Source organism: candidate division WOR-3 bacterium (assembly GCA_039802005.1).
GTDB lineage: Bacteria > Hydrothermota > Tepidihabitantia > SM23-42 > JAOAFX01 > JAOAFX01.
Genome location: JBDRVV010000024.1, coordinates 1 through 25,969, shown reverse-complemented (window position 1 = coordinate 25,969; position 25,969 = coordinate 1). Strand labels below are relative to the sequence as shown.

General features: G+C 39.1%; 20 protein-coding genes and 1 pseudogene. 12 read left to right on the top strand and 9 right to left on the bottom strand.

The window, feature by feature from the left end; all coding sequences use genetic code 11:
- Complete coding sequence (locus ABIL69_08450) at positions 1-1,278, bottom strand: pitrilysin family protein (GenBank protein ID MEO0124013.1); 1,278 nt, start codon at positions 1,276-1,278, stop codon at positions 1-3.
- A gap of 263 nt (positions 1,279-1,541) precedes the next feature.
- On the opposite strand from ABIL69_08450, the gene ABIL69_08445 reads away from it, so the two are divergent.
- Together ABIL69_08445 and ABIL69_08440 are read left to right on the top strand one after the other, a co-directional pair.
- Positions 1,542-1,997, top strand: a complete 456-nt coding sequence (locus ABIL69_08445) for a DMT family transporter (protein ID MEO0124012.1) — start codon at positions 1,542-1,544, stop codon at positions 1,995-1,997.
- The gene (locus ABIL69_08440; protein MEO0124011.1) at positions 1,994-2,413 is read left to right on the top strand and encodes a DMT family transporter; all 420 of its coding nucleotides are present in this window, start codon (positions 1,994-1,996) and stop codon (positions 2,411-2,413) included. Before ABIL69_08445 ends, ABIL69_08440 begins: the two co-directional genes overlap by 4 nt.
- Positions 2,414-2,440: 27 nt before the next feature.
- Here the strand turns inward: ABIL69_08440 and ABIL69_08435 are convergent.
- The 3 genes and pseudogenes from ABIL69_08435 to ABIL69_08425 all read right to left on the bottom strand — a co-directional run bounded on the left by ABIL69_08435 (position 2,441) and on the right by ABIL69_08425 (position 4,026).
- Positions 2,441-2,614, bottom strand: a pseudogene (locus tag ABIL69_08435) (pyridoxal-phosphate dependent enzyme).
- Positions 2,615-2,717: 103 nt separating this feature from the next.
- Positions 2,718-3,032, bottom strand: coding sequence for an ArsR family transcriptional regulator (locus ABIL69_08430; protein ID MEO0124010.1), 315 nt, complete (start codon positions 3,030-3,032; stop codon positions 2,718-2,720).
- A 79-nt stretch (positions 3,033-3,111) separates the two neighbouring features.
- Positions 3,112-4,026: a permease gene (locus ABIL69_08425; GenBank protein ID MEO0124009.1), complete on the bottom strand. Its 915-nt coding sequence runs from the start codon at positions 4,024-4,026 to the stop codon at positions 3,112-3,114.
- Positions 4,027-4,156: 130 nt separating this feature from the next.
- Between ABIL69_08425 and ABIL69_08420 the strand changes: the two genes are divergently transcribed.
- From ABIL69_08420 to ABIL69_08390, 7 genes are all read left to right on the top strand, one after another.
- The gene (locus ABIL69_08420) at positions 4,157-4,420 is read left to right on the top strand and encodes a hypothetical protein (GenBank protein ID MEO0124008.1); all 264 of its coding nucleotides are present in this window, start codon (positions 4,157-4,159) and stop codon (positions 4,418-4,420) included.
- A 9-nt stretch (positions 4,421-4,429) separates the two neighbouring features.
- Complete coding sequence (locus ABIL69_08415; GenBank protein MEO0124007.1) at positions 4,430-6,481, top strand: DNA adenine methylase; 2,052 nt, start codon at positions 4,430-4,432, stop codon at positions 6,479-6,481.
- Positions 6,481-7,236 carry a restriction endonuclease FokI catalytic domain-containing protein gene (locus ABIL69_08410; GenBank protein MEO0124006.1) on the top strand — a complete coding sequence of 252 codons (756 nt, stop codon included), beginning with the start codon at positions 6,481-6,483 and terminating at the stop codon, positions 7,234-7,236. Before ABIL69_08415 ends, ABIL69_08410 begins: the two co-directional genes overlap by 1 nt.
- Positions 7,237-7,289: 53 nt before the next feature.
- Positions 7,290-8,084 carry a restriction endonuclease FokI C-terminal domain-containing protein gene (locus tag ABIL69_08405; GenBank protein MEO0124005.1) on the top strand — a complete coding sequence of 265 codons (795 nt, stop codon included), beginning with the start codon at positions 7,290-7,292 and terminating at the stop codon, positions 8,082-8,084.
- 398 nt (positions 8,085-8,482) lie between these two features.
- Positions 8,483-9,037 carry a hypothetical protein gene (locus tag ABIL69_08400; protein MEO0124004.1) on the top strand — a complete coding sequence of 185 codons (555 nt, stop codon included), beginning with the start codon at positions 8,483-8,485 and terminating at the stop codon, positions 9,035-9,037.
- A 142-nt stretch (positions 9,038-9,179) separates the two neighbouring features.
- The gene (locus tag ABIL69_08395; protein ID MEO0124003.1) at positions 9,180-9,320 is read left to right on the top strand and encodes a hypothetical protein; all 141 of its coding nucleotides are present in this window, start codon (positions 9,180-9,182) and stop codon (positions 9,318-9,320) included.
- Positions 9,321-9,325: 5 nt separating this feature from the next.
- On the top strand, positions 9,326-10,303 hold the full coding sequence (locus ABIL69_08390; GenBank protein ID MEO0124002.1) for a serine protease: 978 nt from the start codon (positions 9,326-9,328) through the stop codon (positions 10,301-10,303).
- Between the two features lie 22 nt (positions 10,304-10,325).
- Here ABIL69_08390 and ABIL69_08385 read toward each other — a convergent pair whose 3' ends face one another.
- The 4 genes from ABIL69_08385 to ABIL69_08370 all read right to left on the bottom strand — a co-directional run bounded on the left by ABIL69_08385 (position 10,326) and on the right by ABIL69_08370 (position 16,285).
- Positions 10,326-11,405 carry an AIR synthase family protein gene (locus ABIL69_08385; protein ID MEO0124001.1) on the bottom strand — a complete coding sequence of 360 codons (1,080 nt, stop codon included), beginning with the start codon at positions 11,403-11,405 and terminating at the stop codon, positions 10,326-10,328.
- Between the two features lie 20 nt (positions 11,406-11,425).
- Entirely contained in the window at positions 11,426-11,839 is a 414-nt protein-coding gene (locus ABIL69_08380) for an Rrf2 family transcriptional regulator (protein MEO0124000.1), read from the bottom strand.
- Positions 11,840-11,872: 33 nt separating this feature from the next.
- A complete protein-coding gene (locus ABIL69_08375) occupies positions 11,873-14,956 on the bottom strand; it encodes a CusA/CzcA family heavy metal efflux RND transporter (protein MEO0123999.1) in 3,084 nt (1,027 codons plus the stop codon).
- An 84-nt stretch (positions 14,957-15,040) separates the two neighbouring features.
- Entirely contained in the window at positions 15,041-16,285 is a 1,245-nt protein-coding gene (locus ABIL69_08370) for an efflux RND transporter periplasmic adaptor subunit (GenBank protein ID MEO0123998.1), read from the bottom strand.
- An 855-nt stretch (positions 16,286-17,140) separates the two neighbouring features.
- Between ABIL69_08370 and ABIL69_08365 the strand changes: the two genes are divergently transcribed.
- Genes ABIL69_08365 through ABIL69_08355 form a run of 3 tightly spaced genes read left to right on the top strand, consistent with a single transcriptional unit; the run spans position 17,141 to position 24,834 of the window.
- Positions 17,141-21,373: a FlgD immunoglobulin-like domain containing protein gene (locus tag ABIL69_08365; GenBank protein MEO0123997.1), complete on the top strand. Its 4,233-nt coding sequence runs from the start codon at positions 17,141-17,143 to the stop codon at positions 21,371-21,373.
- A 55-nt stretch (positions 21,374-21,428) separates the two neighbouring features.
- The gene (locus tag ABIL69_08360; GenBank protein ID MEO0123996.1) at positions 21,429-23,204 is read left to right on the top strand and encodes a T9SS type A sorting domain-containing protein; all 1,776 of its coding nucleotides are present in this window, start codon (positions 21,429-21,431) and stop codon (positions 23,202-23,204) included.
- A gap of 10 nt (positions 23,205-23,214) precedes the next feature.
- Positions 23,215-24,834 (top strand): hypothetical protein, encoded by a 1,620-nt coding sequence (locus ABIL69_08355; GenBank protein ID MEO0123995.1) that lies wholly within the window; start codon positions 23,215-23,217, stop codon positions 24,832-24,834.
- Positions 24,835-24,947: 113 nt separating this feature from the next.
- On the opposite strand, the gene ABIL69_08350 is transcribed toward ABIL69_08355, so the two are convergent.
- The coding region (locus tag ABIL69_08350) for a TolC family protein (protein ID MEO0123994.1) at positions 24,948-25,969 on the bottom strand (1,022 nt) is incomplete at its 5' end.

Sequence of the window (25,969 nt, the reverse complement as noted above, 5' to 3'; positions counted from 1 at the left end):
CTACCTCCGGGGCAGTAAATACCCAACTGTCCTGTTATCTTCGGTTAAATACCTGTCGGCAACACGAGCAACATCATTCTTTGTTACCTCAAGGATTTTCTGAGGATAGATATTAATATTCTGCCAGGAACCACTCATAATCTCCCAGTATCCAATTGTAAAACCCATACCGGTGGGTGAATCCTGGCGAAAGATAAATTGAGCAAGGGTTTGATTCTTTGCCTTCTCTATGTCAGCATCGCTTATATCGCCCTTTTTTAATCTATCAATTTCGGAATATATTTCCTTTTCAAGTTCTTCAATATTAAGGCTTGCCTGAGGTATAGCGAAGATAAACAATGTACCGTCGTATTTTGCAGGAGAATGATATAAATTTATATTTGTGGCAAGACCTTTTTCGCGAACAAGAATTCTTTCAAACCTTGATGATTTGCCATAAGAAAGTATCTTACTCATAACATCAAGGGCATAAACATCAGAATGAGTGATTGAGACTGTTCGGTAATTTATCGCCAGAACTGGAAAATTTACATCCCTGTACAATTTAAATCTTCTCTCACCATTTTGTGGAGATTCATGATATTCGATTTCTTTTACCGGTATACCCTTTATTCTACCATAATATTTTTTCACAAGTTTTACTACCTCTTCCCTATTTACATCCCCGCTAACAACAATTATTGCATTGGATGGATTGTAGTATTTTCTGTACCAATTATACACATCTTTATGCCCGATATTCTGCAAATCAACCATATAACCAATCGTCGGATTTCGATATGGAGCATAAAGATAAGTCATTTGGTCCATCATCTCAAAGAGATTTCCGTAGGGATCGTTCTCACCAAGTCTGCGTTCTTCCATCACCACGCCTTTTTCTGGTATAAATTCCTTCTCAGCAATAAGCAAATTCTGCATACGGTCTGCTTCTAACATCAATTCTAATTCATAACGGTCCTTATAAAGATTCGCCCAGTAGACGGTTTGATGGGTTGAGGTAAAGGCATTTTCTTCACCACCTGCCTCATCAATGATACGGTCATATTCTTTAGGACCATAATTTTTTGTACCCCTGAATGCCATATGTTCTAATAAATGGGAAATACCGGTGCATCCAAGAAATTCATTATATGAACCTACCTTATAATGAATTTGAGTTGCAACGACCGGTGCAAAATGGTCTTCATACACTAAGATTTTGAGTCCATTATCAAGTTGATGCTCATAAACTTGAATAGGACTGAAAGAAAGAATAAGCAATGTAAGATTAATTATCATTTCGCTCCTTTCAACGCTTAGATTATAACAAAAAAAGAGGTGATGTCAATAAATGTTTTATTAAAATGGCAGTATTTAATCCGTTTTCGTTTTATAGTTTCACAGCCTGTATTGTTAATCAAATCCAAAGCACCTGATCCCAAACAATAATTAATAAAAATAGAATGGCCTATAATTCTTTTTAGGTTCCAAACCAAATAACTATTAACTAAATCGCAACCTCTTCCCTATTACCACACATAATTTTTTGTCTATTATTTTCTTTGCCTTCAAATAAGACGATTGGTATACTTGCAGTTCTTGGTGCGAGTGTGATGTGGGCACTGGAGCCGATATTTGCAAAATTATCTTTCCAGGCAACCGATGTTCTGAATACCTTTGCCACGAGAGTTCTATTCTGTTTAATGATTATAACCGTCTATGCCTTCTTAAAAAATCCAAGAGATCTAAAGGTTAAGACAAGAGATTTAAAATGGCTCATTTATCTCTCAATAGTCGCAACTTTGTTTGCAGACTTTCTTTATACATATGCATTCACAAAGGTAATGGTCATAAACGCAGTTCTTATTGGACATACCCAGCCGATTTTTATTGTAATCTTAGGCTATTTCTTTTTGAAATCAGACCGTCTTACAAAATTTGATTATCTGGGAATCATATTTATGATATTTGCTGGTATTTTTGTATCAACGAAGACGATTGATAATCTAAGGATTTGAAACTCGGGACTTTCGGTGACCTCCTTGTGCTCTTTGCCACCTTTGCCTGGGCAACAACCGCAATAACCACCAGAAAATATTTAAGAGAACTCCCTGCACAAGTGATTGCATTCTACAGATTCTTATTTGCCGGGATAATATTTTTTGTATATCTTCTGCTGACCCATGGAATCAAAATAGCAAATATATATCAAGTTCTTTTAGGCTTTGTCATCGGCATTGGTACAATTTTATATTACAAAGGGCTAAAAAGAATCAAAGCCGCCCAGGTCTCTGCCTTAGAACTTGCTACTCCATTTTTTGCATCGTTGTTAGGATTTGTGATTTTAAAGGAATTTATTACCGCATTACAATTCTTTGGCTTATTATTCCTTGCATTGGGTATCTGTCTCTTATCAAAAAAAGAGGAGCCGTAAAAACTGTTCATTAAAAAATAGGCAATCTTTTTCTTCAGCGTCTAGAATCATCGCATAGCCGATTCGGTCTTTTACACTATGGAGTGGGTTGAACGACTCAAATTTGGTAACAATCTCAGCCTCGATTCCGCTGGTTATTCTATTTAATCTTACCAACGGCGTATTGCCAATCACTTCAGTGATATCATTAGCAATCTTCATCCCGAGTCTCCAATTATACTGATACCCCACTTATCCTTAACTCTACTGATATACCGATCCTTAGCTATCATTTTATCACTTCAACAATTGTAGAAATAATAAATTAATAATCACGAAACTTGATTCGTTTAACTAATTTTTCCAATTCATCCATAACGGTCAGAACCTTTTCATCCTTTATCCAGTATATCCTCTTTTTCCATTTTACGATATATCTCACCAGATCAATTTGTCTTAATGAGCGGAGAGTCATAGAAACTGTGGACATACTAACGCCCAGTGCTGACGCTATCTCCTCAGGTCTCATCATATTATTCCTTAACAAATGTATAATTTCATAAGCAGTAGGATTGCCTAAGATTCGGCATATCCGCGATGCCCGATAATGAACTTCTGGTATTTTCTTTCTTCTTTCCATAATCAATAATACATAAAATCATCATTTTGTCAATTGTAGAAATGATGAAATGATAATATTCTTTGGCATTGTGGTAAAATCAAGCGATAGTTTGAAACAGATATCCAAAAATCAAAGAAAGCAAGGAGATGGTTATTAGATATACAAAGAGAATTTTGAATCCGAATTTTTTACGCATCACCAGAATTGTGCCGTAACTGGTTACCGGACCAACCAGCAACATCGTCATCCCAGCACCTGATGACAAGCCGCGACTAATACATGCATCAACCATTGGTGGGCTTGAGGTCGCACAAATATACATCAAAATTCCAAAGATAAGGGCAAACAAAAATCCCCAGTAATTACCGAGATAGAGCTTTACAAATCTACCGACCGGTTCAAATGAGGCAACGATCGCCGCAATAACGAGCCCGACCAATGTCTCCAAGCCAATATCCTTTACCATGTCAACAAAGGCGAATTTTAAAACTGATACAATATGCTGTGATATTGTCTTCTCTGTTTCGGTTTCACAGCAATGACAGCGTGATTCGGCACTATTGTTCACATTAGAGACCGAAAATAGATTGCCAATCAACCCCATTACAATACCCATAATAATCACCGAAAAGAATATAAAAATTGCAAAATTTAATCCAAGCACAGACCAGGTTACTAAGACCGCAGAAATAGAAGTTCCGGGTGTTGCCACTAAAAATGCTAAGATTGGACCTAACCTTGCGCCCTTCTTTTGAAAACTCACTGCCAGAGGCAACGAACCCCAGCAGCAGATTGGCAAAACCGCACCAATAAAAGTGGCGAGAAGTATAGGCTTCAGTCCTTCACCGCCCAAGTGTTTTTCAACCCATTCTTCCGGCACAAATTCATTGATAATGCCACTCAAAAGAAAACCAATGATCAATGGAGGACCGACTTCAATGAGATAGTGCAGTAAAGCCTCAAAAAATCCCGGCGCCTCAGGACAGCACTGATTGAAGATTAAATTTATCATATTTTTCCTATACACAAATACTATACTAAAAAGGGAAAAAATGTCAATGGGTGTCTCAATAACTAATAGTAGAAAACAACTAAAATCAACCCTTGATTTTTTATGAAATGTTTGTATAATTAAATTAAAGATGGCAAAGATAATCATAGATAATCGTGAAGATAACACCTTGCTTGGCCATCTAAAATCTTTGCTTCCGCAAGTAGTATCCTTAGACATTGCCACCGGCTATTTTGAAATTGGCGCTCTACTATCCTTGGAAGATTCGTGGCAAAAATTAAAAAGATTGCGGATTATCCTTGGTGATGAGACTTCAAAAAGAACTCGGCGTGAGTTGATTGAGAGTGCACAAAGGCAACTAATACTCTTGAACCATAGATGGGAATTAATATAATTGCGCATTATGAGATTTATTGGCAGTAAGGAAAACCTTTTAGATTTTATCGGCAAAGTTATTGTAGATAAAGGGATAACCGAGGGGGTTTTTTGTGATTTGTTTACTGGTACTACGGCAGTTGCGAAATATTTTAAGCGCAAGGGATTCAGATTGATAACAAATGATAACCTTAAATTTTCTTATGTGTTTCAATACGCCTATATTAAAAATAACAATTACCCCAGTTTTGAAAATCTTATTCCTCACTTATTAGACAAAAATAACATTACCAAATACAAATATAAAACCGAAGCGATTTATTTAGTGCTTTATTATTTGAATAATTTAGAAGGGGAAAAAGGATTTATGTTCGAAAATTATTCTGATGAGGGTACAGCGCAAAAAGAATTTCAGAGAAAATATTTTACTGGCGCCAACGCTATGCGCATTGATGCAATAAGAAATACCATACAGAAATGGTGTAATATGGACTATATCAACGAAGACGAATACTACTGTCTGTTGGCATCCTTAATTGAAGCGGTTCCATCGGTCTCAAATATATCTGGAACTTATGGTGCTTTCCTTAAATTCTGGGACCCAAGGGCATATAAAAAATTGACTTTAGAAGTCCCAGAAGTAATCCCAAGTATTCACACTCATTATATCAATATGTCAGATGCTAATAAACTAATAAAAGAGATTGAATGCGATGTTCTTTATCTTGACCCACCCTATAATGAACGACAATATATCACAAATTATCATATCCTCGAAACTATCGCTGAATGGGATAACCCTCTGATATATGGTAAAACTGGACTCAGACCATATAAGCACCAAAGGTCAAGATACTGCCAGAAAGGAATTGTCTTGGAAGCATTGGATGATATCATTGCCAATGCAAAAGCGACTCATGTATTATTTAGCTATAATAATGAGGGGCTAATGAAAGACAATGAAATCAAAAAGATATTGAGTCAACTTGGCAAAGTTGAAGTTTTTCAAAAACCCTATCGTCGATTCAAGAGTAATCAAAATGGTGCACAATCAACTGGAGTTGTTGAATTATTATATTATGTTCGCAATACAAAATATTGGAAGAAAGTGTTCTTCATTTCTCCCGCGGTTAGTAAAAAAGCGCGCAGAGACACAATATTAGTAAAAGAACAATTTCCAACATATTCACTCTTCCCTTCTTTAGATAAAGAAATACCAAGTAGCACAATTTTTAAGACAGAGGCAACTGATAAATCCTTAGATAAGAAAAATCAATTAAATGACCTTTCAGGAAGAGAATGGGTTTACTTTTTGAATTCTGTTGAGGTAACAGCATATTCAACGAAAGGTAAAGAAGGATTCTGTCATGAATTACGAAAAAAACACCCGTCACCGAAGCCCCCTCAGTTAATGAAAAAAATAATTGAATTTTTTACCAAACACGATCAATGGGTTTTAGATCCATTTATGGGGGTCGGAGGGACACTTTTAGGATGTTCACTATCCAATCGGAATGGTGTGGGGATTGATATATCAGCAAAATATATTGATATTTACAAAGAAGTTTGTAAAAGAGAAAATCTGAAAGAACAAATAGCCTTGGTTGGTAATTCAAAGCATTTGGAAAATTTTGATGAAGTAATATGCAGACGGTTTGACCTAATTTTAACTGACCCCCCTTATGGCGATATGCAGGCACGAAAAAAGACGGGTGAAAGTGCTAAACGAAAAAAGAACAATGCACCTACTCCATTTACAAATTCAGCAGAGGATATCGGCAATTTACCGCTCCCCCTTTTTCTTGAAGAATTACGAAAAATCATTGAAAAAGCAATTAAATATTTAAATAATAAAAAATATGTAGTATTATTTACCAAGGATTTTCAACCCACTAAAGAGTATAATGGTTTGCTACATAATGATATTATTCAGGAATTATCAAAAATTGATACACTTTATTTTAAAGGCTACAAAATTTGGTATGACAAGACGATTACGCTTTATCCCTATGGCTACCCATATGCCTTTGTTCCAAATCAACTTCATCAATTTATTTTGGTGTTTAGAAAAGAGGCATAATGCGCTCTCGGACATTGGGTTGGATTCAGGATGCAGGTGAATTGAACAAATTAAGGAAGGTCGTCGAAGTTTTTAAACTTTCTGACAGACCTTTAGACATTGTTGAGAGCCAAAAACTTGTGGGCATATCTTTAGACATAGGCCGCTGGGCAGATAATACATATGTAAGGCTTGCCGAGGCACTTGGGTTTATTGAATACAATCGTGAAACTGATGATTTTTCACTAACAGAATTGGGCATTGATTTGCTCAATTCCGAGCCAAATTCAATGGCGGAAAGAACAATATTTGAAAAAGGATTACTCTCGTATCCGCCGGCTTGCAGGATTCTTGAGCTACTTGTTAATTATGGGCATCTGACGAAATTTGATATCGCTAAAAACCTAGGTTTTTCAGGTGAACGCGGATTTACTTTATATGGTAAGGAAAATTTTATAAAAGAATATCATCTTGCTCCTAATAAAAGTGCAAAAAATAAAATAATTTCATACAAAGAAGGAACTGCCGATAAATATGCGCGGATGATTGCGCATTATTTAATTCAGATGGGCTGGGTTGAATCTGTAGAGATGGATCTCAAATATGAAGAGGCAGGCGCTGTTTATTCTGCAAGGACACCACATGCTTATAGAATTACTGACCAAGGCAGAAAGGCATATAGGAGAGCTCTCGGTGCGAGTATTCAAAACAAGGTGACAAAGAATGTTTCATTTGAAATGTTGGCGTCGGGGAAAATGGCTGGATACAAATATTGAGAAAGAGACGTTCCTTAATTTTGACACATTTATTAAAGAAAAAAGGTAAAGAAGTGCCGTTAAATGAAATTCTGCTTTTCCTTGAGCATAATGGCTTAAAATCAAAAGAAGAAGAGGTAGAGAATGACCTTAGAGGCTTAATCAACACTGGTATTTTGATACAGAGAGTGAGTAACTTCGTTATCCTGAAAGAAAAAATCAATTTGAATATTCCTACCTTTGCTGAAGAGATCGTAAAGTTAGGCGAAAAAATTAAGAAACTAATTGTTAACCTAAAAAGCACTTTGGTAAATATTGATAGCCAATTTATTGAACAAATTATACAGGAAGCATATAGCGGAAAACTAAAGGCTCGCGACTTTGAAAAATCTGTGCACAGATTATATACAGAAATCATTGGTTTTGAGGGTATTCCTTTGGGTGGGCCAGATGAACCTGATTCCCTTTTCTGGTATCATGCCAAGACCAAGAAAGATTCTTACGGACTGATTGTTGACGCTAAGGCGTATTCCGGTGGATTTACAATCACATCTTCAATCCAGCGTGCGATGGTCAGTTATATTCACAATTTTAAAAGTAAATTAGAAAAAAATCACAATGTAAACCGCAGCCATTATCTCTGGGTAACAAGTGAATCCAAGGATACCCAGAAGCGTCTTGATTATCATACTCAACAGATCGAAGGCATATTAAAAGTAAAGGGTGCCGTAATGCCTATCGATAGCAGCATTTTCCTCGCTGAAAAAATAAAAGGGAGTAATCGTGAGGATATTCTAATGGAAATAGAACCGCTCTTTTACTCAAAAACGATTGTAGTTCCCAAAATGATTAAACAGATATTAGGCTAATGTTATATTTCTTATTGTGAGCTAAGTAAATATGAATTTATTGTTCAAAGGTTATGAATTTATGGCTTGACGAAGGAAGAAATAGATGTTGTTGTAAAAAGTTTTTATGAATAGTAAGAATTTTATAGATAAAATTGAAATTTATGTTGACGGCTGTTCTAATGACTAATAAAACATTGAGTGATTTTAGACATCTTTGCCGCAGGCAGAGATGATTCTGCAATCGGTAGGTTTAACCGAAGATGAGCAACTTGAGGTTTAGCGAGCAGTTGTTGAACTCGTCAAAAATCGCCTTGTTAAGGCAAAGATTGTATGAAGTGTATAATCACATCGTCTATCTAATAAATACAAGAGGCGAATTCGGAGGATGGTGTTTGACAATTTTTGATGAATAATGTATGACAAATACACGATTTAAGTTAGAAGAAGCAAAATATTTCCTCAAACGATTGGCCGATGAAGTAGCTACTTGTGAGCCATTCAAATACAACCTGAGTGCATTTCTGTCTGCTGGCCGAAGTGTTACTTTTGTTATGCAGACCGAATTTAGTTCGGTACCTGAATTTAAAGAATGGTATGATGAAAAACAGAAGGAATTAAATAGTGATCCACTGATGAAATTGATGAATGATAAGCGAAGAGTGACAATTCATCAAAAGCCTATTCAGCCACGAAGTAAGATTGATGTTTTCCTAAAATCAACCATAACAATAACCGACCATCTTGTTGAGATATTGCATCATAAAAATGGAACGTATGAACGTTTTGAATCTAATGAAAAAACGCCACCAATCCCGAAAAAAGAAAAAACTGCAGAAGTGCGATATCACTGGTATTTTGAAGATATAGCGGATGAAGATATCTTAACGCTTTCACAAACATATATCGCAAAATTGGAATTATTAGTAAATGAATGTGAAAGTAGATTTGCCCAAAGAAAGGCAAATAAATAGAAGATAGCTTTTTTATAGTGATGAAATTAACCCTTGACTTTTGATTTAATTTGGTTATTATTAAGGCATAAAAAATATGAAAAATCCAAATAATAAATCGCAACCCCACCAAAATAACCGGGAAGAAGAATATAGACAACTAATGAAATTATCTGAAAATGCCGGAATATCAGATTTAATGAAACTATACGGTGAATATAAGAAACTATTAGACATTGCCAACACATACCTTCAGCAGATGAATCAGAAATTTGTTTTCTCTACAAAAGATTCCTCTACATAGTATAGATGCCCACTTGGGGTGAAATACTAAAAGAACTTATAGATTTTCAAAACAAAGAAAAGAAGCCACCTTTTGATTTCGTTCGCAGAAAATATTTGAGTGAACTTAATAAATACTCTAAAAGAAATACAATTATATATGCTGTCAACTGGACCCAAGCAAAAAATATTCCCTCGGAATTGATTAGCATTACGGATGAAGATGTTCAGGGATTTATGGAAGTAGTATCTGGTTTAACGGATGATAATTTAGATATCATTATTCATAGTCCGGGTGGTTCTGCCGAGGCGACAGAAGCATTGGTTATTTATCTACGTTCAAAATTTAAGCATATTCGCGCAATAATTCCATACGGGGCAATGTCTGCTGCAACCATGCTGGCTTGTGCTGCCAATGAGATTATCATGGGTAAACACTCTTTTATAGGACCGATAGACCCTCAGGTAATTGTTCATACACGGTTAGGGCTCCAAGCAATACCAGCTCAGGCAATCATTGAGCAATTTAATATCGCACGAGAAGAATGTATTAAAGACCCCAAAAATTTGGGTGTTTGGTTACCAATTATCGAACAATATGGTCCAGCACTTCTCGTGCAGTGTGAGCATGCAAATGAGCTATCTAAAACCCTTGTAACTGAGTGGCTTGAAAAATATATGTTTGCAAATGAAGATGATGCACAAGAAAAGGCTAAAACAATCGGCAATAAGCTCTCAGCTCATTCATTTTTCAAAAGCCATGCCCGCCACATCGGCAGAGAACAGGTAATAGAATTGAAACTTAAAATCACTAATTTAGAGGACGACCAAAAACTTCAAGATTTGGTTCTATCTGTTTTTCATGCTACTACTCACACCTTTGATGCTACGCCAGCTGTTAAGATAATTGAAAATCACTTAGGCAAAGCATTCATTAAACAAAGTCAACAATTGATGATTCAGGTTCCTCCTCGACAGGAACCGGTGTTACCCAAGAAGAAATAATCAAGATAGTCATGTACCTGAGTTAACCCGCAGTGGGTCCTTCTAATTTTTTATATCTATGCAGGGCATCGTAAAATGCCTTCCAGAATGGGTCAACTTTAGGGTGTTCAAGGGGCTTTTCTTTCCCTTCTTCAATCAAAATCATCCCGTATTTCTGCTCAACCATTTCACCAACAATAGAAGCCCTTATCCCTTTTTCTTTTAAAATTTCTATTACTTTTTCCGCCTTATGTTCACGGCAGGTGATGATCAATGTCCCTTCACTGATTGATTTATAAGGATCAATCCCAAAAAAGTTACAGATTTCTCTTACACAATCCTCAATCACAATTCTCTCTTTTTCTATCCGCGCGCCAAGGTTTGCAGCCTGGGCTATCTCATAAAGCCCACCCCATACCCCGCATTCAGTAGCATCATGCATTGCTGAAACACCTTCATCCCTGACGCCAACCTTTACTGCGGTTATTGCATCTTCAACGACCGACATCTTGTAAAAGAGATTTTCCGCCTTCCGAGCAAACTCTTCACCAAATTCTTTTTTCAGTAATTTCGGAAACATCGTAGCAAATATACCACTTGCCTCAATTGCTGGACCTTTAGTAATGATTATCTTGTCGCCTTTGCGGCAAAATTTTGGTGAAACATACTTATCTAAATCACCAACCGCCAGAACAGTCGCACCACCGACCATCGGATAAAAACAATTATCATAGCGGGCAGTGTGGCCACAGACAATCGCCATCCCCATCTTTTTACACTCTTCGTCTATCGTTGTCCACACTGTAGTAAGTTCATCTTCAGTCATTGACATTGGCAAGTTCAAATCTATTGTTAGATAGGTTGGTGGCAGGCCCGATGTGACAACATCCGATGCAAGGATATGTATCGCAAACCAGGCCGCCCTTTTAAATCCATATTCAGGCACGATAAAGACCGGATCCGAGGTCATCGCCACTGCCTTTGTTCCGATCTCAACAATCCCCACATCCACTCCATGCTGAGGACCAACAAGAATATGTTTATTTTCTGCTCCTAAATGGGGATAGATCAGTTCATTAAATACTTCCGCCGATATCTTACCAATCTCTGGTAGTTTTGCCATTTAGCCTCCTTTTATACACCTCAAGAAGATTTTTTGCAGATATCAGCAAGGGTATGGTCTCTAAAGAATTTTTCTATTGTTCTCTTTAATTTCAGCCAGTATGGTCGTGCTGGACAGTTCCTACTTCTCGGACAGGATTTTGACTTTTTATCCGCAACACAGAATACCGGGGCAAGGGTTTCTCCTACTGCAGACATTATATCTATTAACTTTATCGCCGAAGGCCTCTTTGTAAGTTCATATCCACCACCGGGTCCCTTCTTTGTCCTGAGAAGTCCTGCCTTATTCAATCTATAAAAAATCTGCTCCAGATATTTCTCGGTTATCTCCTCGCTACAGGCAACCTCTCTAAGGTTAACTGTCCTCTTGCCGAACCGACATCCCAAATAAGCCATTGCCCTTACCGCATATCTGGTTTTAGTTGTTAACTTCATAGCATAATAGTATATCAAAAAAGTAGGGTTTTGTCAAGGTTTAATTTTCCTCTCCTCAAACCAGGAATATACGACCGGAACGATGAACCAGGTTATCATATGAACAACCATACCACCGAAACTCGGTATTGCCATTGGTAGCATTATTTCTTTGCCGGTACCGCCAAAGATAAAGATTGGTAGTAAAGCCAGAAAGGTTGTAGTAACGGTCATAAATGCAGGTCTGAAACGTGCCTTACCAGCCTCAACCGTCGCTTCAATGACTTCGCTTTTTGTCTTTGGTCTTCTTCGGGCAAAGACCTGGTCAAGATATGTAGTGATCAAGATTGCATCATCATCAGCAATACCAAAGACCGCAATAAAACCGACCCAGACTGCGGTAGAGAAATTAAAACCATAGACAGCAAGTAATATGATTCCACCTGCAAAGGTGATCGGAACTGTAGAAAAAATCGTGAGCGAACGCCGATGTGATTTAAAGTTCATAAAGTTTATTATATAGATAATCAAAAGACTTAAAGGGATTAAAACAAATAATTTTCTCTGTGCCCGAACCAGATTCTCAAACTGACCCGACCACTGAATTGAATAACCAGGAGGAATCTTGTCTGCCATTTTTTGGGCAACTAACTTACCCGCCTCCTTCACAAATCCGACCAGGTCACGATTTCTGACATTGGCCAGAACATAGGCACGGAGCATACCATTCTCAGAGTTTATCATTGCGGGACCTTCAGTGATACGAATCTTTGCAATCTGTCCGAGTGGCACATAACCACTATCCATCGTTGGAATAAGTATGCGCTGAATTTTCTCGGGTGTATCACGCAATTCACGGGCGATCCTCACCCTTACTGGATAACGCTCGCGTCCTTCATAGATAGTAGTAAGGTTCTCACCACCAATCGCCATCTCTACGACCTCCATAACATCCTGGATATTCAATCCATAACGAGCAATCTGAATCCGGTCAGGAATGACTTCAATATATGGTTTACCGGTTATCCTTTCGGCATATAAATCTTCCGCACCCTTCACATTCTGAATAATATTTTTTATCTCTTCAGCAAGCATCTGGAGGGTATCTATGTTACTTCCAAATATCTTTACGCCCACCGGTGTCCGTATCCCGGTTGAAAGCATATCAATTCTATTCACAATCGGCTGTGTCCAGATATTGCTTACACCAGGAAATTTTAAGAGTGAATCAAGGGAGTGAATTATCCTCTGCTTTGTCATTCCTTTACGCCAGAATTTCTTTTCTTTTAATGTGATTACTGTCTCAAACATCTCAATTGGTGCCGGGTCAGTTGCGGTCTCTGCCCGACCGAGTTTGCCTACCACATCTGCTACCTCAGGAAATGCCTTGATGATACTATCCTGAATCTGCATAATCTTCATTGCCTCGGTGAGTGATATCGAAGGTGCAACAACGGGCATAAATAATATTGTCCCTTCATCAAATGGAGGCATAAACTCACTGCCAATCTTTGTGCTTAAAAATAATGCAAGTCCGATTATTCCGACCGGGAGCAATAAGAACTTTACTCTGTTTTTTAAGACCCAACGCAGAATTTTTTCATATATCTTTAACAGAAATCCCGTGATTGGATTTTCCTCTATTGGTCGCATTCTGCCCCGCAAAAGATAGAAACTTAAGACAACAGTCAAACTTAATGCGACGATGATTGAGGCACCAAGGGCAAAAGTTTTTGTAAATGCCAGTGGCTTAAATAACTTCCCTTCCTGCCCTTCCAGGGCAAAGACCGGAATAAAAGAGATGATTGTACTTAGGATTCCGGTTACAATTGCCGGTGCAACCTCTTTTGCTGAATCAAGTATCAGGTCAATCCTACTTTTTTCTTTATACAACACCGCATGACGGTGGATATTTTCGGTCATCACAATACCGGAGTCAACGAGTGTGCCAATCGCTATAGCAATTCCGCCCAATGACATAATATTGGAATCAACCTTCAAAAAATACATAATGATAAAAGAAATGATTACCGCCACTGGCAAACCAAGTGATACTACAACTGCGGAGCGGAGATGTCCAAGCAGGAGTAATACAACAACAATGCAAAAGATTATTTCCTGAATAAGCGTGTCGCTTAAAGTATTGATAACCCGATGGACGAGTTCGGTGCGGTCATAAAAAGGAATAATCTTCACACCCGGTGGTAAGCCAGGAGCGATCTCTTTTATCTTCTCTTTAACCCTGGTGATTACTTTTAATGGATTCTCCTTGAATCTGACGTTTACAACCCCGCCGACAACCTCCTTACCACCTTTATCAAGTGCACCCCGGCGAAATTCAGGACCAATCTGGATACGGGCTATGTCCTTTAAAAGAATTGGCGTTCCATTCTCTGATTTTATCCCGATATTCTTTAAATCTTCAATTGAATGGATAAAACCGACACCCCGAATTATATATTCCATCCCACCCCGTTCAATCACCTTTGCACCAACATCAATATTTGAATTGCGCACCGCATTGAAAACATCAGAAAATTTTATTCCATAGGTGGCGAGTTTATTCGGGTCAACATCAATCTGGTATTGTTTTACAAATCCACCGACCGAGGCAACTTCAGCGACACCCTCTACAGATTGTAATTGATACTTAATATAAAAATCCTGGATTGAACGGAGTTGGGCAAGTGTATAATTATCACCTTCAACCGTATACCAGTAGACCTGACCGAGTCCGGTTGCATCAGGTCCGAGTGTCGGCACAACCCCTTCGGGTAGTATCTTTGATGCCTCTTGAAGTTTCTCAATAAGCCTGGTCCTTGCCCAGTAAAAATCTATATTGTCTTTAAATACCACATAGACCATTGAAAAACCAAATTCGCTTGAGGCACGGATCGTTTTCACACCAGGGATTCCCTGAAGTCTCGTTGATAATGGATAGGTGATCTGATTCTCAATTGTTAAGGCATCCCTACCCGGCCAGTCAACGAATACAATCTGCTGATTCTCACCAATATCAGGAATTGCATCTACGGGTATATTTCTAATTGCCTGAATTCCAAAGATGACAATAATAAATGTTGCCAGTAAAACCAGAAAGCGGTTATACAGACACCAGTTGATAAATCGGTTTATCATACACTATCTTATTTATAGCGTCCATCTTTAGATGGACGAAAGTACCTGAAAATCTGGATGAATCTTGATGATACATTTTGAAGATTAATGGCGGTGCTGTGGCTGTTCACTGGGCATCTCCTTCACTTCTTCTGCTGACCCATATAACAATGACTGTCCACCGGCAAGGGTTGTCTGGGAGTCAAGTAAAAAATTACCATCAACTACAACCTTTTCATTCTCTGACAATCCATCAACGACTTGAACATATTCATCAGTCTCAATCCCGGTTTTGATGCTTCTCAGTTCATAGATACCAGGCTTGACCTCCACATAGACCATCTTTCGCCGACCAGTATCAATGATTGATGAATATGGAATGGCAAGGGATTTGCCTGAAGATGACTCAATAATAACATTTCCATACATATCAGTATACAGGTTAACCATTGGATGGTTCAAGAGTATCCTTGCCTTTGCCCTTCTCGTTTCTGGATTGACCCGTGGTTCAATTGCAACAATAATTCCAGAAAATTCTTTCTCTGGATACGCGGAGAATTTTATCTTTGCCTTCTGCCCTGTCTTTATTAAAGCAATATCCTGCTCATATACATCGGCAATGAGCCAGGCACGATGTTGACTGGGGAGAATAAACGATTCATCAATAGATTTTTCTTCAATCATCATTTTTATCGCATTATTAGAAAAACCCATCAACCTCAATTTCAGAATCACTGAGTTTAGAAGTTCGCTACTTGTCTTTGCTGTAAGCAATTCCTGTTGAATGATATAGAGTTCTTCATCTTTTACAACCTTTGCTGGAATCTCAACTTTCTTGATCAATGCCTTTCTTTCCACTGGTGCACTCTTAATCTTTAATACCGCAATCTTCTCTTCACTTATTGTGATACGATTTTCACTCCCTTTATAGACGGGAATGAGTTCCATACCACAGATTGGACATTTGCCGGGTTTATCTTGTTTCACCTGTGGATGCATTGAGCAGGTGTAATAAGAAATCTCGTTATCCGTTGAACGTTTACCGTTTACCGAGTCTACATCTTTATTCCCCGTTTCATGCATCTGGTTGATATATTTTTCGGGGTCCTTGAGAAACTGCTTGTCACACCCCGGACAGCAGAAATAGTATCTTTTTCCCTGATAATCAACGAACCTTGTATGCTGGGTGATCTTAAACTTTTCACCAGTGACAGGACAGATGACCTCTTTACCAATCATTGAGGCATCAACCTTTTCCTTATTGGCTCCAGCACAGGAGATTAAAACTGTGCTCATCATTAAAAAGAGCAAAAAAGGAAATGAAAATCTATTAAAAATTGCTTGTTTCATTCCGACCTCCATCAGATATACTGACGATGATAAATTGAAAGAGTTACGAAGATTTTTCACGATTTAGGTAATTGACCATAAGACTATACCCAATGAGCATATTGGCGACTATGTCATCAAACTATGAATTTTCTGGAGTTAATTTAGTAAGAATTTTATATTTGTAGTGGTCAGTCTTGCCTGGCTATTAGTTTCGTTAATTAAAAAATTGTGTGATTGCCTGAGTCCTCTCCGCTTTTTGTCAAATTAATTTTATGCGCGCTGGATTATTAGAGGTAACCGCACCTTCAGGGTGCGAAATACCCGGTGATTTAAAAACATTTATCCGCAGGCTAAAGCCTGCGCCTACCATTTTACCGGTTATTCCCTCGGGTTGGCATTTTTTATTTATGCAAGGCGAAAGCCTTGCCCTACAAAAGTATCCAACGCTAAATTATTGATTACCCTTACAAATCCTGCCCATGAGTTTTATCGTTCCTTCATAAAGATATAAAAAATAGAGAGGACTCAGTGTGATTGCCCCTTGACAATTCTCAAAAAGTGATTATACTTAAATTAGAATTATAAATGAAGTCCTCTCCCTTGAAGGAAAAGGATAAAGGTGAGGGTGAAAGGAGGTGATGGGAAGGAGCAGAAACAAAATCCTTTTAAGTGCTTGACCCGACACTCAAAAGAATAGAAAAAGAAATTGGGTCAAAACAAAAAAGGAGGTAAAGATGCTACGCGCTATCTATCTATCTATCTATCGGACTATTGAGTATTCTCTTTGCTCAAGGTTCATATACCCTATCCTCTGACCTCTCTCAATATGGACTTTCGGTTGGGAAAGGTCTTGATAGGATGAGAGGAATAGGGTTGTCCAAAGAATATCCCCCGGACATCCCATTATCTTATGGTGCTGCAGAAGAAGACATTTACTCATTTGGTCTTATCCAAGCTAAATTCGCACGCGTTGTTGAGAATAATAAGAATAAAAAAGATAAGCCTGATGTTCTATTACGCTCAGTTGAAGAATTCTTAATCGACACAAACCGAGTTTTTGTAAATGCTCAAGGTCACCAGGGATATCTTTCTATTGCATTTGATGGCACAAATTATTTGGTAGTATGGGCTGACGGCCGAGACCCTGCATCTGAACTTTGGGACATTTACTGTGCAAGGTGCTCACCAGAGGGCGTTTTACTTGATTCATCTGGGATTTTGATTTCATCAACTACATTGCTAATTGGATGGGATGAACCACCTTTCACCGGTATCGGGTTTGACGGAACTAATTATTTTGTAGTGTGGCATGATAGGCGAACTCAACCTGATTTTTATGATATCATTGGTGCAAGAGTAAGTCAAGATGGTGCTGTATTAGACCCCGACGGTATCCTGATTTGTCCTGCACCATACATGCAGTCATATCCAAGAATTGCTTTTGGTGGCACAAATTACATGGTTGTTTGGCACGACTATCGGAATGGAAACTATGATATATATGGAGCGAGAGTAAATCCATCAGGTATTGTCCTTGATCCAGATGGCATCGCAATATCGACTGCCGATAGAAATCAAGGAGCACCTGCGGTCGCCTATGATGGCATTAACTTTCTTGTAGTATGGGAAGATTGGCGTAACGGTAATGGTGATATTTATGGCTCCAGGGTGAACCAGGCTGGTTTAGTTTTGGACCCCGATGGGATCCCAATCTCTACAACGGATGCGCTTCAAAGTTGCCATAGGATCACTTTCGGTGGGTTTAACTATCTTGTGGCTTGGTTTGATAGCCGAAATACCGTTGATTTTGATATTTACGGTGCCCGTATCACTCCATCTGGTTCTGTTTTGGACCCCAATGGTATTGCGATTTCTCAAGCAATCTATAACCAAGCATATCCTGTGCTCTCTTTTGATGGCAACAATTACTTAGTAGTCTGGCACGACTTTCGCGATTTATACACTACCTATGCCGACATTTATTGTGCACGCGTAGACCAATCCGGCCAGGTTCTGGACCCAGCAGGCATAGCTATCTCTGCTGAAAGAGGGGGTCAAGGTCATCCGGCGATTGCCTTTGACGGCACAAATTACCTTACAGTATGGCATGACAATCGGAGTATGTATAATGGTGATGGTTTTGATATTTATGGTGCTCGCGTGACGCAGACAGGAGTTGTACTTGATCCCGAGGGGAAATTACTCTCTACTCAAATTTATGGTCAAGGGTCTTCTGCAGCTAGTTTTGATGGCGCCAATTTTCTTGTAGTGTGGCATGATTTTCGGAATGGCACTTACTCCGATATTTATGGTGCCCGAATTGGCCTGACAGGCGAAGTTCTGGATCCTGAAGGAATTTCCATTTCAAGTGATCCTTATGCACAAAAAAATCCATCAGTGGCATTTGATGGAAATAATTATCTCGTGGTTTGGGAGGGTCCACTGAACAATAATTTTGCCATTTATGGAGCTCGTGTTAGCAGAACTGGACAGGTACTTGACCCAAATGGTATTCTCATTTTCTCTTCGGAATTCACTCTAAAGGCGCCCAAGGTCATTTTTGGTCAAGAAAACTACCTTGTAGTGTGTGAAGAGGAATGGCATTTGGGTCTACATAGAGACCGGATTAGAGGTGCATTAGTCAACACCGAGGGTATGGTGCTCACTGACTTTATTCTGGATGCACCTACGGATAAAGAGAATGTATCGCTTTCTTTTGATGGCACTAATTTTCTCATAGTATTCCAAGAGTTCCGTCCTACACCCGTAATAGATTGCGGTATTTATGGAGTGCGTGTAAGTCAAACTGGGGTTATCTTAGATCCAGGAGGAATTCCAATTTCCATTAAGGAACCCGATATGCCGAGGTATCCCTCGGTATCATTTGATGGTACAAACTATTTTGTTGTTTGGCAAGATTATCGCAATGCACCAGGCGCCGATATTTATGGCGCAAGAGTATCCCCGGGTGGTGTTGTTCTTGACCCTGATGGTATACCAATAATTAGGCAACCCGGTGACCAGGTTAGGCCAAAAGCATCTTTCAACGGCTCTCATTTTGTTGTGGTTTGGGAAGATGTATCATCGGGTGACCTCATAGGTGCTAAGGTCAGTTCAGCGGGCATGGTGAGCCCAATTTTCTCGGTATCCACTTCACCAGGACTCCAATATGAACCTGCAATCTGTCACGGAGCTGAAGACCTTACCTTGGTAACCTTCACTGGCTGGGTTCCTGAATTTGAGAACTATCGAATTTGGGGCAAGTTTATTGGTGAGCATGCACTCTGGACTGATGACCCATCGGCACTTGCTTACAACGGCGAGCGCCACCTTGCCCGAAAACCAGGTACCCAAGAGTTACACATAACTTATACCAATCACGATAAGGTGATTTATCGTCGTTCCTCAAATGGTGGAACAGATTGGACTATACCATTTCTTGTTGGTGAAGGTGGCTCTCCGACGATCGCCTTAGACCACAACGGCTTGCCTTCAATAATCTGGACTTCCTCACACGGCAGAGGAGCATTATTTTATCGCAGAAAAATCTCTTCTACTGAGTGGTCACCAATTGATACCCTTTATTATTCTCTTCTGTGGATAAATGTTGGGTGGCCCTCAATGGTCATTACATACCATCAGGAGGCTGAGGATACTGTTCATATTCTTTGCCACTTCTATCAGTTAGCAAATGGCAGGGGGAGCGGTATTGGTGAACTTAAATTCCCAATTTCAAACCCTGATGCAATTACCATCTCAGAAATAGAAGGTTGGTGGGGTCCGATGGCTACAGGCCCCTGGCATGACTTTCCTTCCATTACCAGATGTGAAATAGATAATTCCCTCCATGCAGTCTGGCAGAGGGCAGATACAATCTGCTATGCAACAAGGCAAATAGGGCAGACCTGGCAAAATTGGGGCTGGCAGTTCGACTTAGAAGGTCTCCAATCTGCCCATCCATTTATTGAAACTTATGGTGATTCAGTCTTTGTTCTCTGGCAGCATCAGGAAAACGGTCCTGAAGCATTTGAAGTCTATAGGGCAGGTACCTATATGCCGACTCTACCACCTCGGTTTTCCTGGTTCAATCTCAGTCAGTCACCAAATACCAAATCTCTTTATCCGGTAAACGCTACAGGGATGTTTAATGTTTATGTTGACGAAATAGTCCCGCCGCCAGATTCACGATTTGAAATCTTCTGCCGATATCCCGGTGGTTTCCTAAACATTAGTCAGACCCTAACCAAGTCCCTTTATCCGCATGTTTCTGCAAGAGTCACAGGCGGATGGCTTTATCTTTACACGGCCTGGCTTGAAGGAGATGATAGTCCTTATGAAATTGGCTACAAGAGGCTCCAGTTCCCTACCCCTCAATATATACCTGCATTTCTTACTTCACCTAATGGCATTGAGACACCCTCTTCTTACTTAATTCAAAGAGATAGTTTTATATCTACCTGGCAAATCCCAGTTGATGTGGGTTATGGAACAATCACTTATCAATTCCCGCTTGAACCTGGTTATCGCTATAAAATAAAAGCAATCATTTACCATGAATCGTCTGGTGAATGGCGAGAATGGATAAAAATAGACAACAAACTGAAACATCTTATTAAATATAATGCCTACGAACCAGAAACCTTGGAGTGCTGGATACCACCAGCCTTTTATCAGGATGGTTGGATTGAAGTGGTCTTTGACCAAATTACCGGGCTTTTTGCTACTTGCGGTCCGATTTTTGTTTATCGGTATGAATATGAAGAAAGTGAAAAGTTGGCTGGGCATTCAGGTGGTGGAAAAATGTCACAGGATAATCAATCGTTATGCAAAAGTTCCTTTGTGAATGCACCCAATCCCTTCACTGAAAAGACAGAAATCAGATACGAAATACCAGATAATAGTCAACGAATTTCCCTTAAGATTTATGATATCACCGGAAGGCTGGTTAAACGATTTGACTATCCAACTATCCAGCCATCCAGCCAAATCACATGGACGGGTGATGACGAAAATGGTAGACCTGTTTCTCAAGGCATTTACTTTCTCCGAATTGAAAATCTTGATACTGGGGAGTCTGCTGTTCACAAGATTCTGAGGCTCAAATAGAGGTAACAGGGAGCAGAGGATTTATTCTTCTGCTCCCTGTTCTTGATCGTGTAAGATGGCTACTTTTTTAATTTTACTCAATCTTTTTAACATACATTTTCTTCAGAAATGGGATATACCGTATGGCAATTCAGGATCTGCAGGAAGAACACTGCTCTATGATTCAGACCATGATGGAAGGATAGAACTGATCTTCAGGCCTTATCTACCTCAGTATAATAGTGTCTACTTTGCTGAGTTTGTGCCACCGGATTCCTGGGATATTTTTGAAAGCAATACAGTTGATACGATTATCGTCTGGGATATTGGTGATTGCGATAATGATGGTTTAACTGATTTAGTGGTATACGCATGCGCCAATCCATCACCACCAATTCCGCTCATTGCTATTTACGAATCCCCTGATTCCTTTTCTTATCCTGCTTATGAGGTATGGCGCGATACCGTAGGAAGCATTTTAGATAAACCATTCTGCATTTACGATGTAGATGGTGATGGATTTTGTGAGATTTTTAATAACAGGGGGAGACCGCCAAACTGGTTGTGGATTTATGAGGCAATCGCGAATAATCAATACGATTCAATTTTTACGACAAATCCCGATAGTTCTAATTATGAGAACCCTGCATCCACCTACGCTTTTGGTGATTTTGATGCCGATGGCAAAATAGAATTTGTTTTTGGTGGAACAAGTGCCGGACCCGGTGAGGGTGCTTCATTCTGGGTTTATGAAAGTCCAGCAAACAACACCTATGAAAGAATCATTCAAAGCCAGGTTCCAACGAAAAACATCAGGGACTGTTTTACAATTCCTGATGCCGATGGAGATGGTAAGATTGAATTTGTCATCAAGGGCTTTACACCATTAGACGCCCGCTGCCATGTCTTTATTTTTGAAGCAGTCACAGATAACACTTATGAAGTCATCAAGTCGTTTGATCTTGCAACTGGCAGTCCACCAAATATGGGATATTATGGTGGTTATTCCGCTACTGGCGACATAGATGCTGATGGTGTGCCAGAGATTGCCCTTGAAGCATCCTGGTATGTTTATCTCATTAAATCTTGTGGGAATGATTCCTTCTATATCCTTGATACCTTACCTGGCAATGGGAACGGCTCAAGTATTCAAGTTTATGATTTTGATGGCAATGGTTTATCCGAAATTGCCATTTCGGGAAATAACGAGATACGAATATATGAGAAAGGGGTTGATATGGCATGGTTCTGTCCGGTTCAATACGACACATTTTATGCATTGGATACAGTGAATTTAAGATGGGCAGTTTATGATACATTCCAACTTGACTCATTATACTTGTATCTTTATCATCCACAAATAGGCAGATGGTTGATCTATCAAGGTTTGCCTACAGATACGAATTACGAGTGGGTGCTTCCAGATACCCAGAGTCTGTTCAAAATATGGCTTGTGGTTGCTGGGTTTGGCAGGCGAGATTCCATGCTCTCGCCGTTGTTTTACATAAAACAACAGGGGAGTATTGCTGAACAATCATTCTGTAGTTATAGCCCAATTCCTTCGCTTCAAATATCTCCAAACCCATTCCGTTCTTCTTTAGTAATCAGGTATGCACTAAGCAGTAAGTACCAAGGAGAAAACAACGATAAGGTGCCGACTGCCTACATCCGCATCTACGATGCAGCCGGCAGATTAATCAGACAATGGAACGATAAGATGATGAAAACATCAGACTACCTCCTCTGGAATGGCACCGACGATTCCGGCTCCAAATTACCGTGCGGTATATATTTTGTTGAATTAAAAAAAGAAGATTTATCATTGATGGAAAAAGTGATTAAACTGAAATAGGAGGTGTGATATGAATGTTCAAAAACAAATTCTAATATGTATGTTATTGACCCATCTGGTCAATGCTGGCGTTGCGCCGGCGATAATTGATAAAACAAAGACCACTAATGGGACTACTTACTCTGCACCGTCATCAAGGGTTGTGCAACCTGCAACCGCGATTGATTCTTCATATAATGGATATACGCTCTGGACACAGATGCAGGAGTGCATTGGATATAATCCGATTGTTGACGCCATTCAAATAGTGAATAAATCATTTACTGATCCTGGAATTTTAAATGTGCATCAGACACCTGGAAATCTTGCTTATTGGGTTCACGATTATTCGGTCTACAAAAAATGGTGGGGAGTGGCAAGTTATCCAAACTCAATAGCCTCAGATAATGGAACAGGAAATGGACCACACATTTCTTTTCGAATTAGTGGTCCTTATGGGCAAATTGGATTTGCAATGTATGAAATGGGCGGCTGGTTTTCATCTCTATGGGATACAGTTTTTATTGAACCACCAAGTGGGGTCAATGGGACTGTTATGTATATTGGAAAACAACTACCAAACGGCAACCTCCTGTTCATTGGCACTACAGATACTAATATTTATTGGCGGACGATGTCCCCCGATCTTTCAAATGTTTACGCCCAGGGAATAATTGCTAACAATGCATATTTTTGGGGATTTGACATAAATGGTGGTATAGGTTATATATTATACTACGATGTAAATCTAAATATTCACTACAAAACAACGACCGATGGCATAACCTGGTCTGACCAGCAAACCTACAACATGGTCTGGCCAAATCCGTATTCACAAAACATTCTTTTCTGGACCCAGATGGCAGTCACCGATGGTGGGGATCCAATTCTGGTTTTTGATATCATTGATGGTAATGACTTTACCTATCCCTGGTATGGGAAGGTGTATGTTTCTTACACTTCGGGGCAACCCTGTGTTGAGGTTTCTTCAACCTTTGGGGCACCTGATACCGAATGTTTCTATCCCACAATTGCTATAGGTGGGAATAAAGTTGTTGTGCTTTATTGCACACCCAGAAACAACGAAGCTGATTCCTTAAACTGGTGGGATTTTTTTGTCAATTGGTCAACGGACAATGGAGAAACATGGGGGACGCCAATTAATTGTACCCAATCGTTAACTAACCGACCCGGGCTACCCCAACTGGCAAAACGAATAGATACTCTAAGAAATCGCGTCTATTATGTTTATGGAGTTGATATGATAAGAGATATTGACCCCCTCTGGCATCTAATGTTTGGTACCGGCCTCGATCCAATGTATATTTGTTTTGATTATGCAAATTATGTGGGGATTGACGAAGGTGAAAAGTTGAAGGGAAAAGGTGAAGGGTTAAGTTTAGTGGTTTTGCCGAGTGTTGTGAGGAGGGATAATGCCCAAATTCAATATGCGATTCCAGAAAGACAGCGAATCAGCTTAAATCTTTATGATATTATCGGCAGGAAGGTTAAAACGATTACTGAAGGCACTGTTGAGCCTGGTGTTTATTCTTACCGATTAGATTCATCTGCTTTGAGTTCTGGTGTCTATTTCCTAATCCTTGAAGGCGAAAGAGAAAGTAAGCGTGGAAAAATCTTGGTTGTGAAATAGTGTATTAAGGCTTTGTCTTTCTCGCCCGGCTGAAGTCGCACGCTACATCTTCTGTAAGGATTATCATTTTTACAATTGTTGAAATGATGAAATGACAAATGTCGTTGTATATGCTACAAATCAGTGCTGATTATTCTCTCAAGTTCAGCAAAGGTTATGAAATAGTTTATTCTTGCCCGCTGGTACTGGAGTATGTTTTCAATCAACATATTCTGGGTTTCTAAGACAGTCATTATATCAACTCTGTTTAACTCATAGTCCCGTATCGCAGATTTTAATGCAGATTCAATCCTCGGGATGATTGCATTTTGATAGAGATTAATTTCGCGTCTCTGATTGTGAAGCATAATAACGAGTTCTTTTATCATCCGCTTTATGTCTAACTCCATCGCCTCATATTCTACCTGTGCCATCCTCAACTCTGCCCTCATTTCATCAACCATCTTCCGTTGTTTACCCAAAAACCATAATGGGAAGGTCAGTCCTATCATTATCTTCTGATTTTGAAATTCAAAATCCATCTCTCCCTGCTCAAATTTTACCATAAAATCAGGCAGGTATTCTTGCTTTGATAATAAGAGATTTCTTTGAGCAATCTCTTTATCTATGTTGAGGGATTTTAAGATTGGACTGTATCTCAATGCTAATGCATACAGACTATCAGTATCAATTATAACTGAATCTAAAGAAATTTCTGTAGAAATACTCAATTCATCATCTGGATTACGGCCCAGCAATTGGTTTAATTTTGCCAGTATCAAAGTTTCTTCACTTTTTATATTTAAAATTTCGTTTTCTAATTTAGTCTGACCAATCTCTACCTGCAATACATCGGTCTGCGATACACGATTGAGCGTATAATTTCTCATGGTAACGGAATGAATACCTTCCAGGTTCTCTTTTACCATTTCCATTATCTCTCTTTCTTTCCGAATAATATATAACTGTCCATATAATTCTTTTACATTTTTTATAACCTCATTTTTCTTTGCCTCAAAAAGAATAAAGTTTTTTTCAGCGACTGTGGTTGCGATTTTATATTGACTACTTAATTTTGTCGGGAAGGGGAATTCCTGGGATATTGAATACATCCGCATATCCTTTGAAAATTCAATCCCCAACATCGGGTCCATTA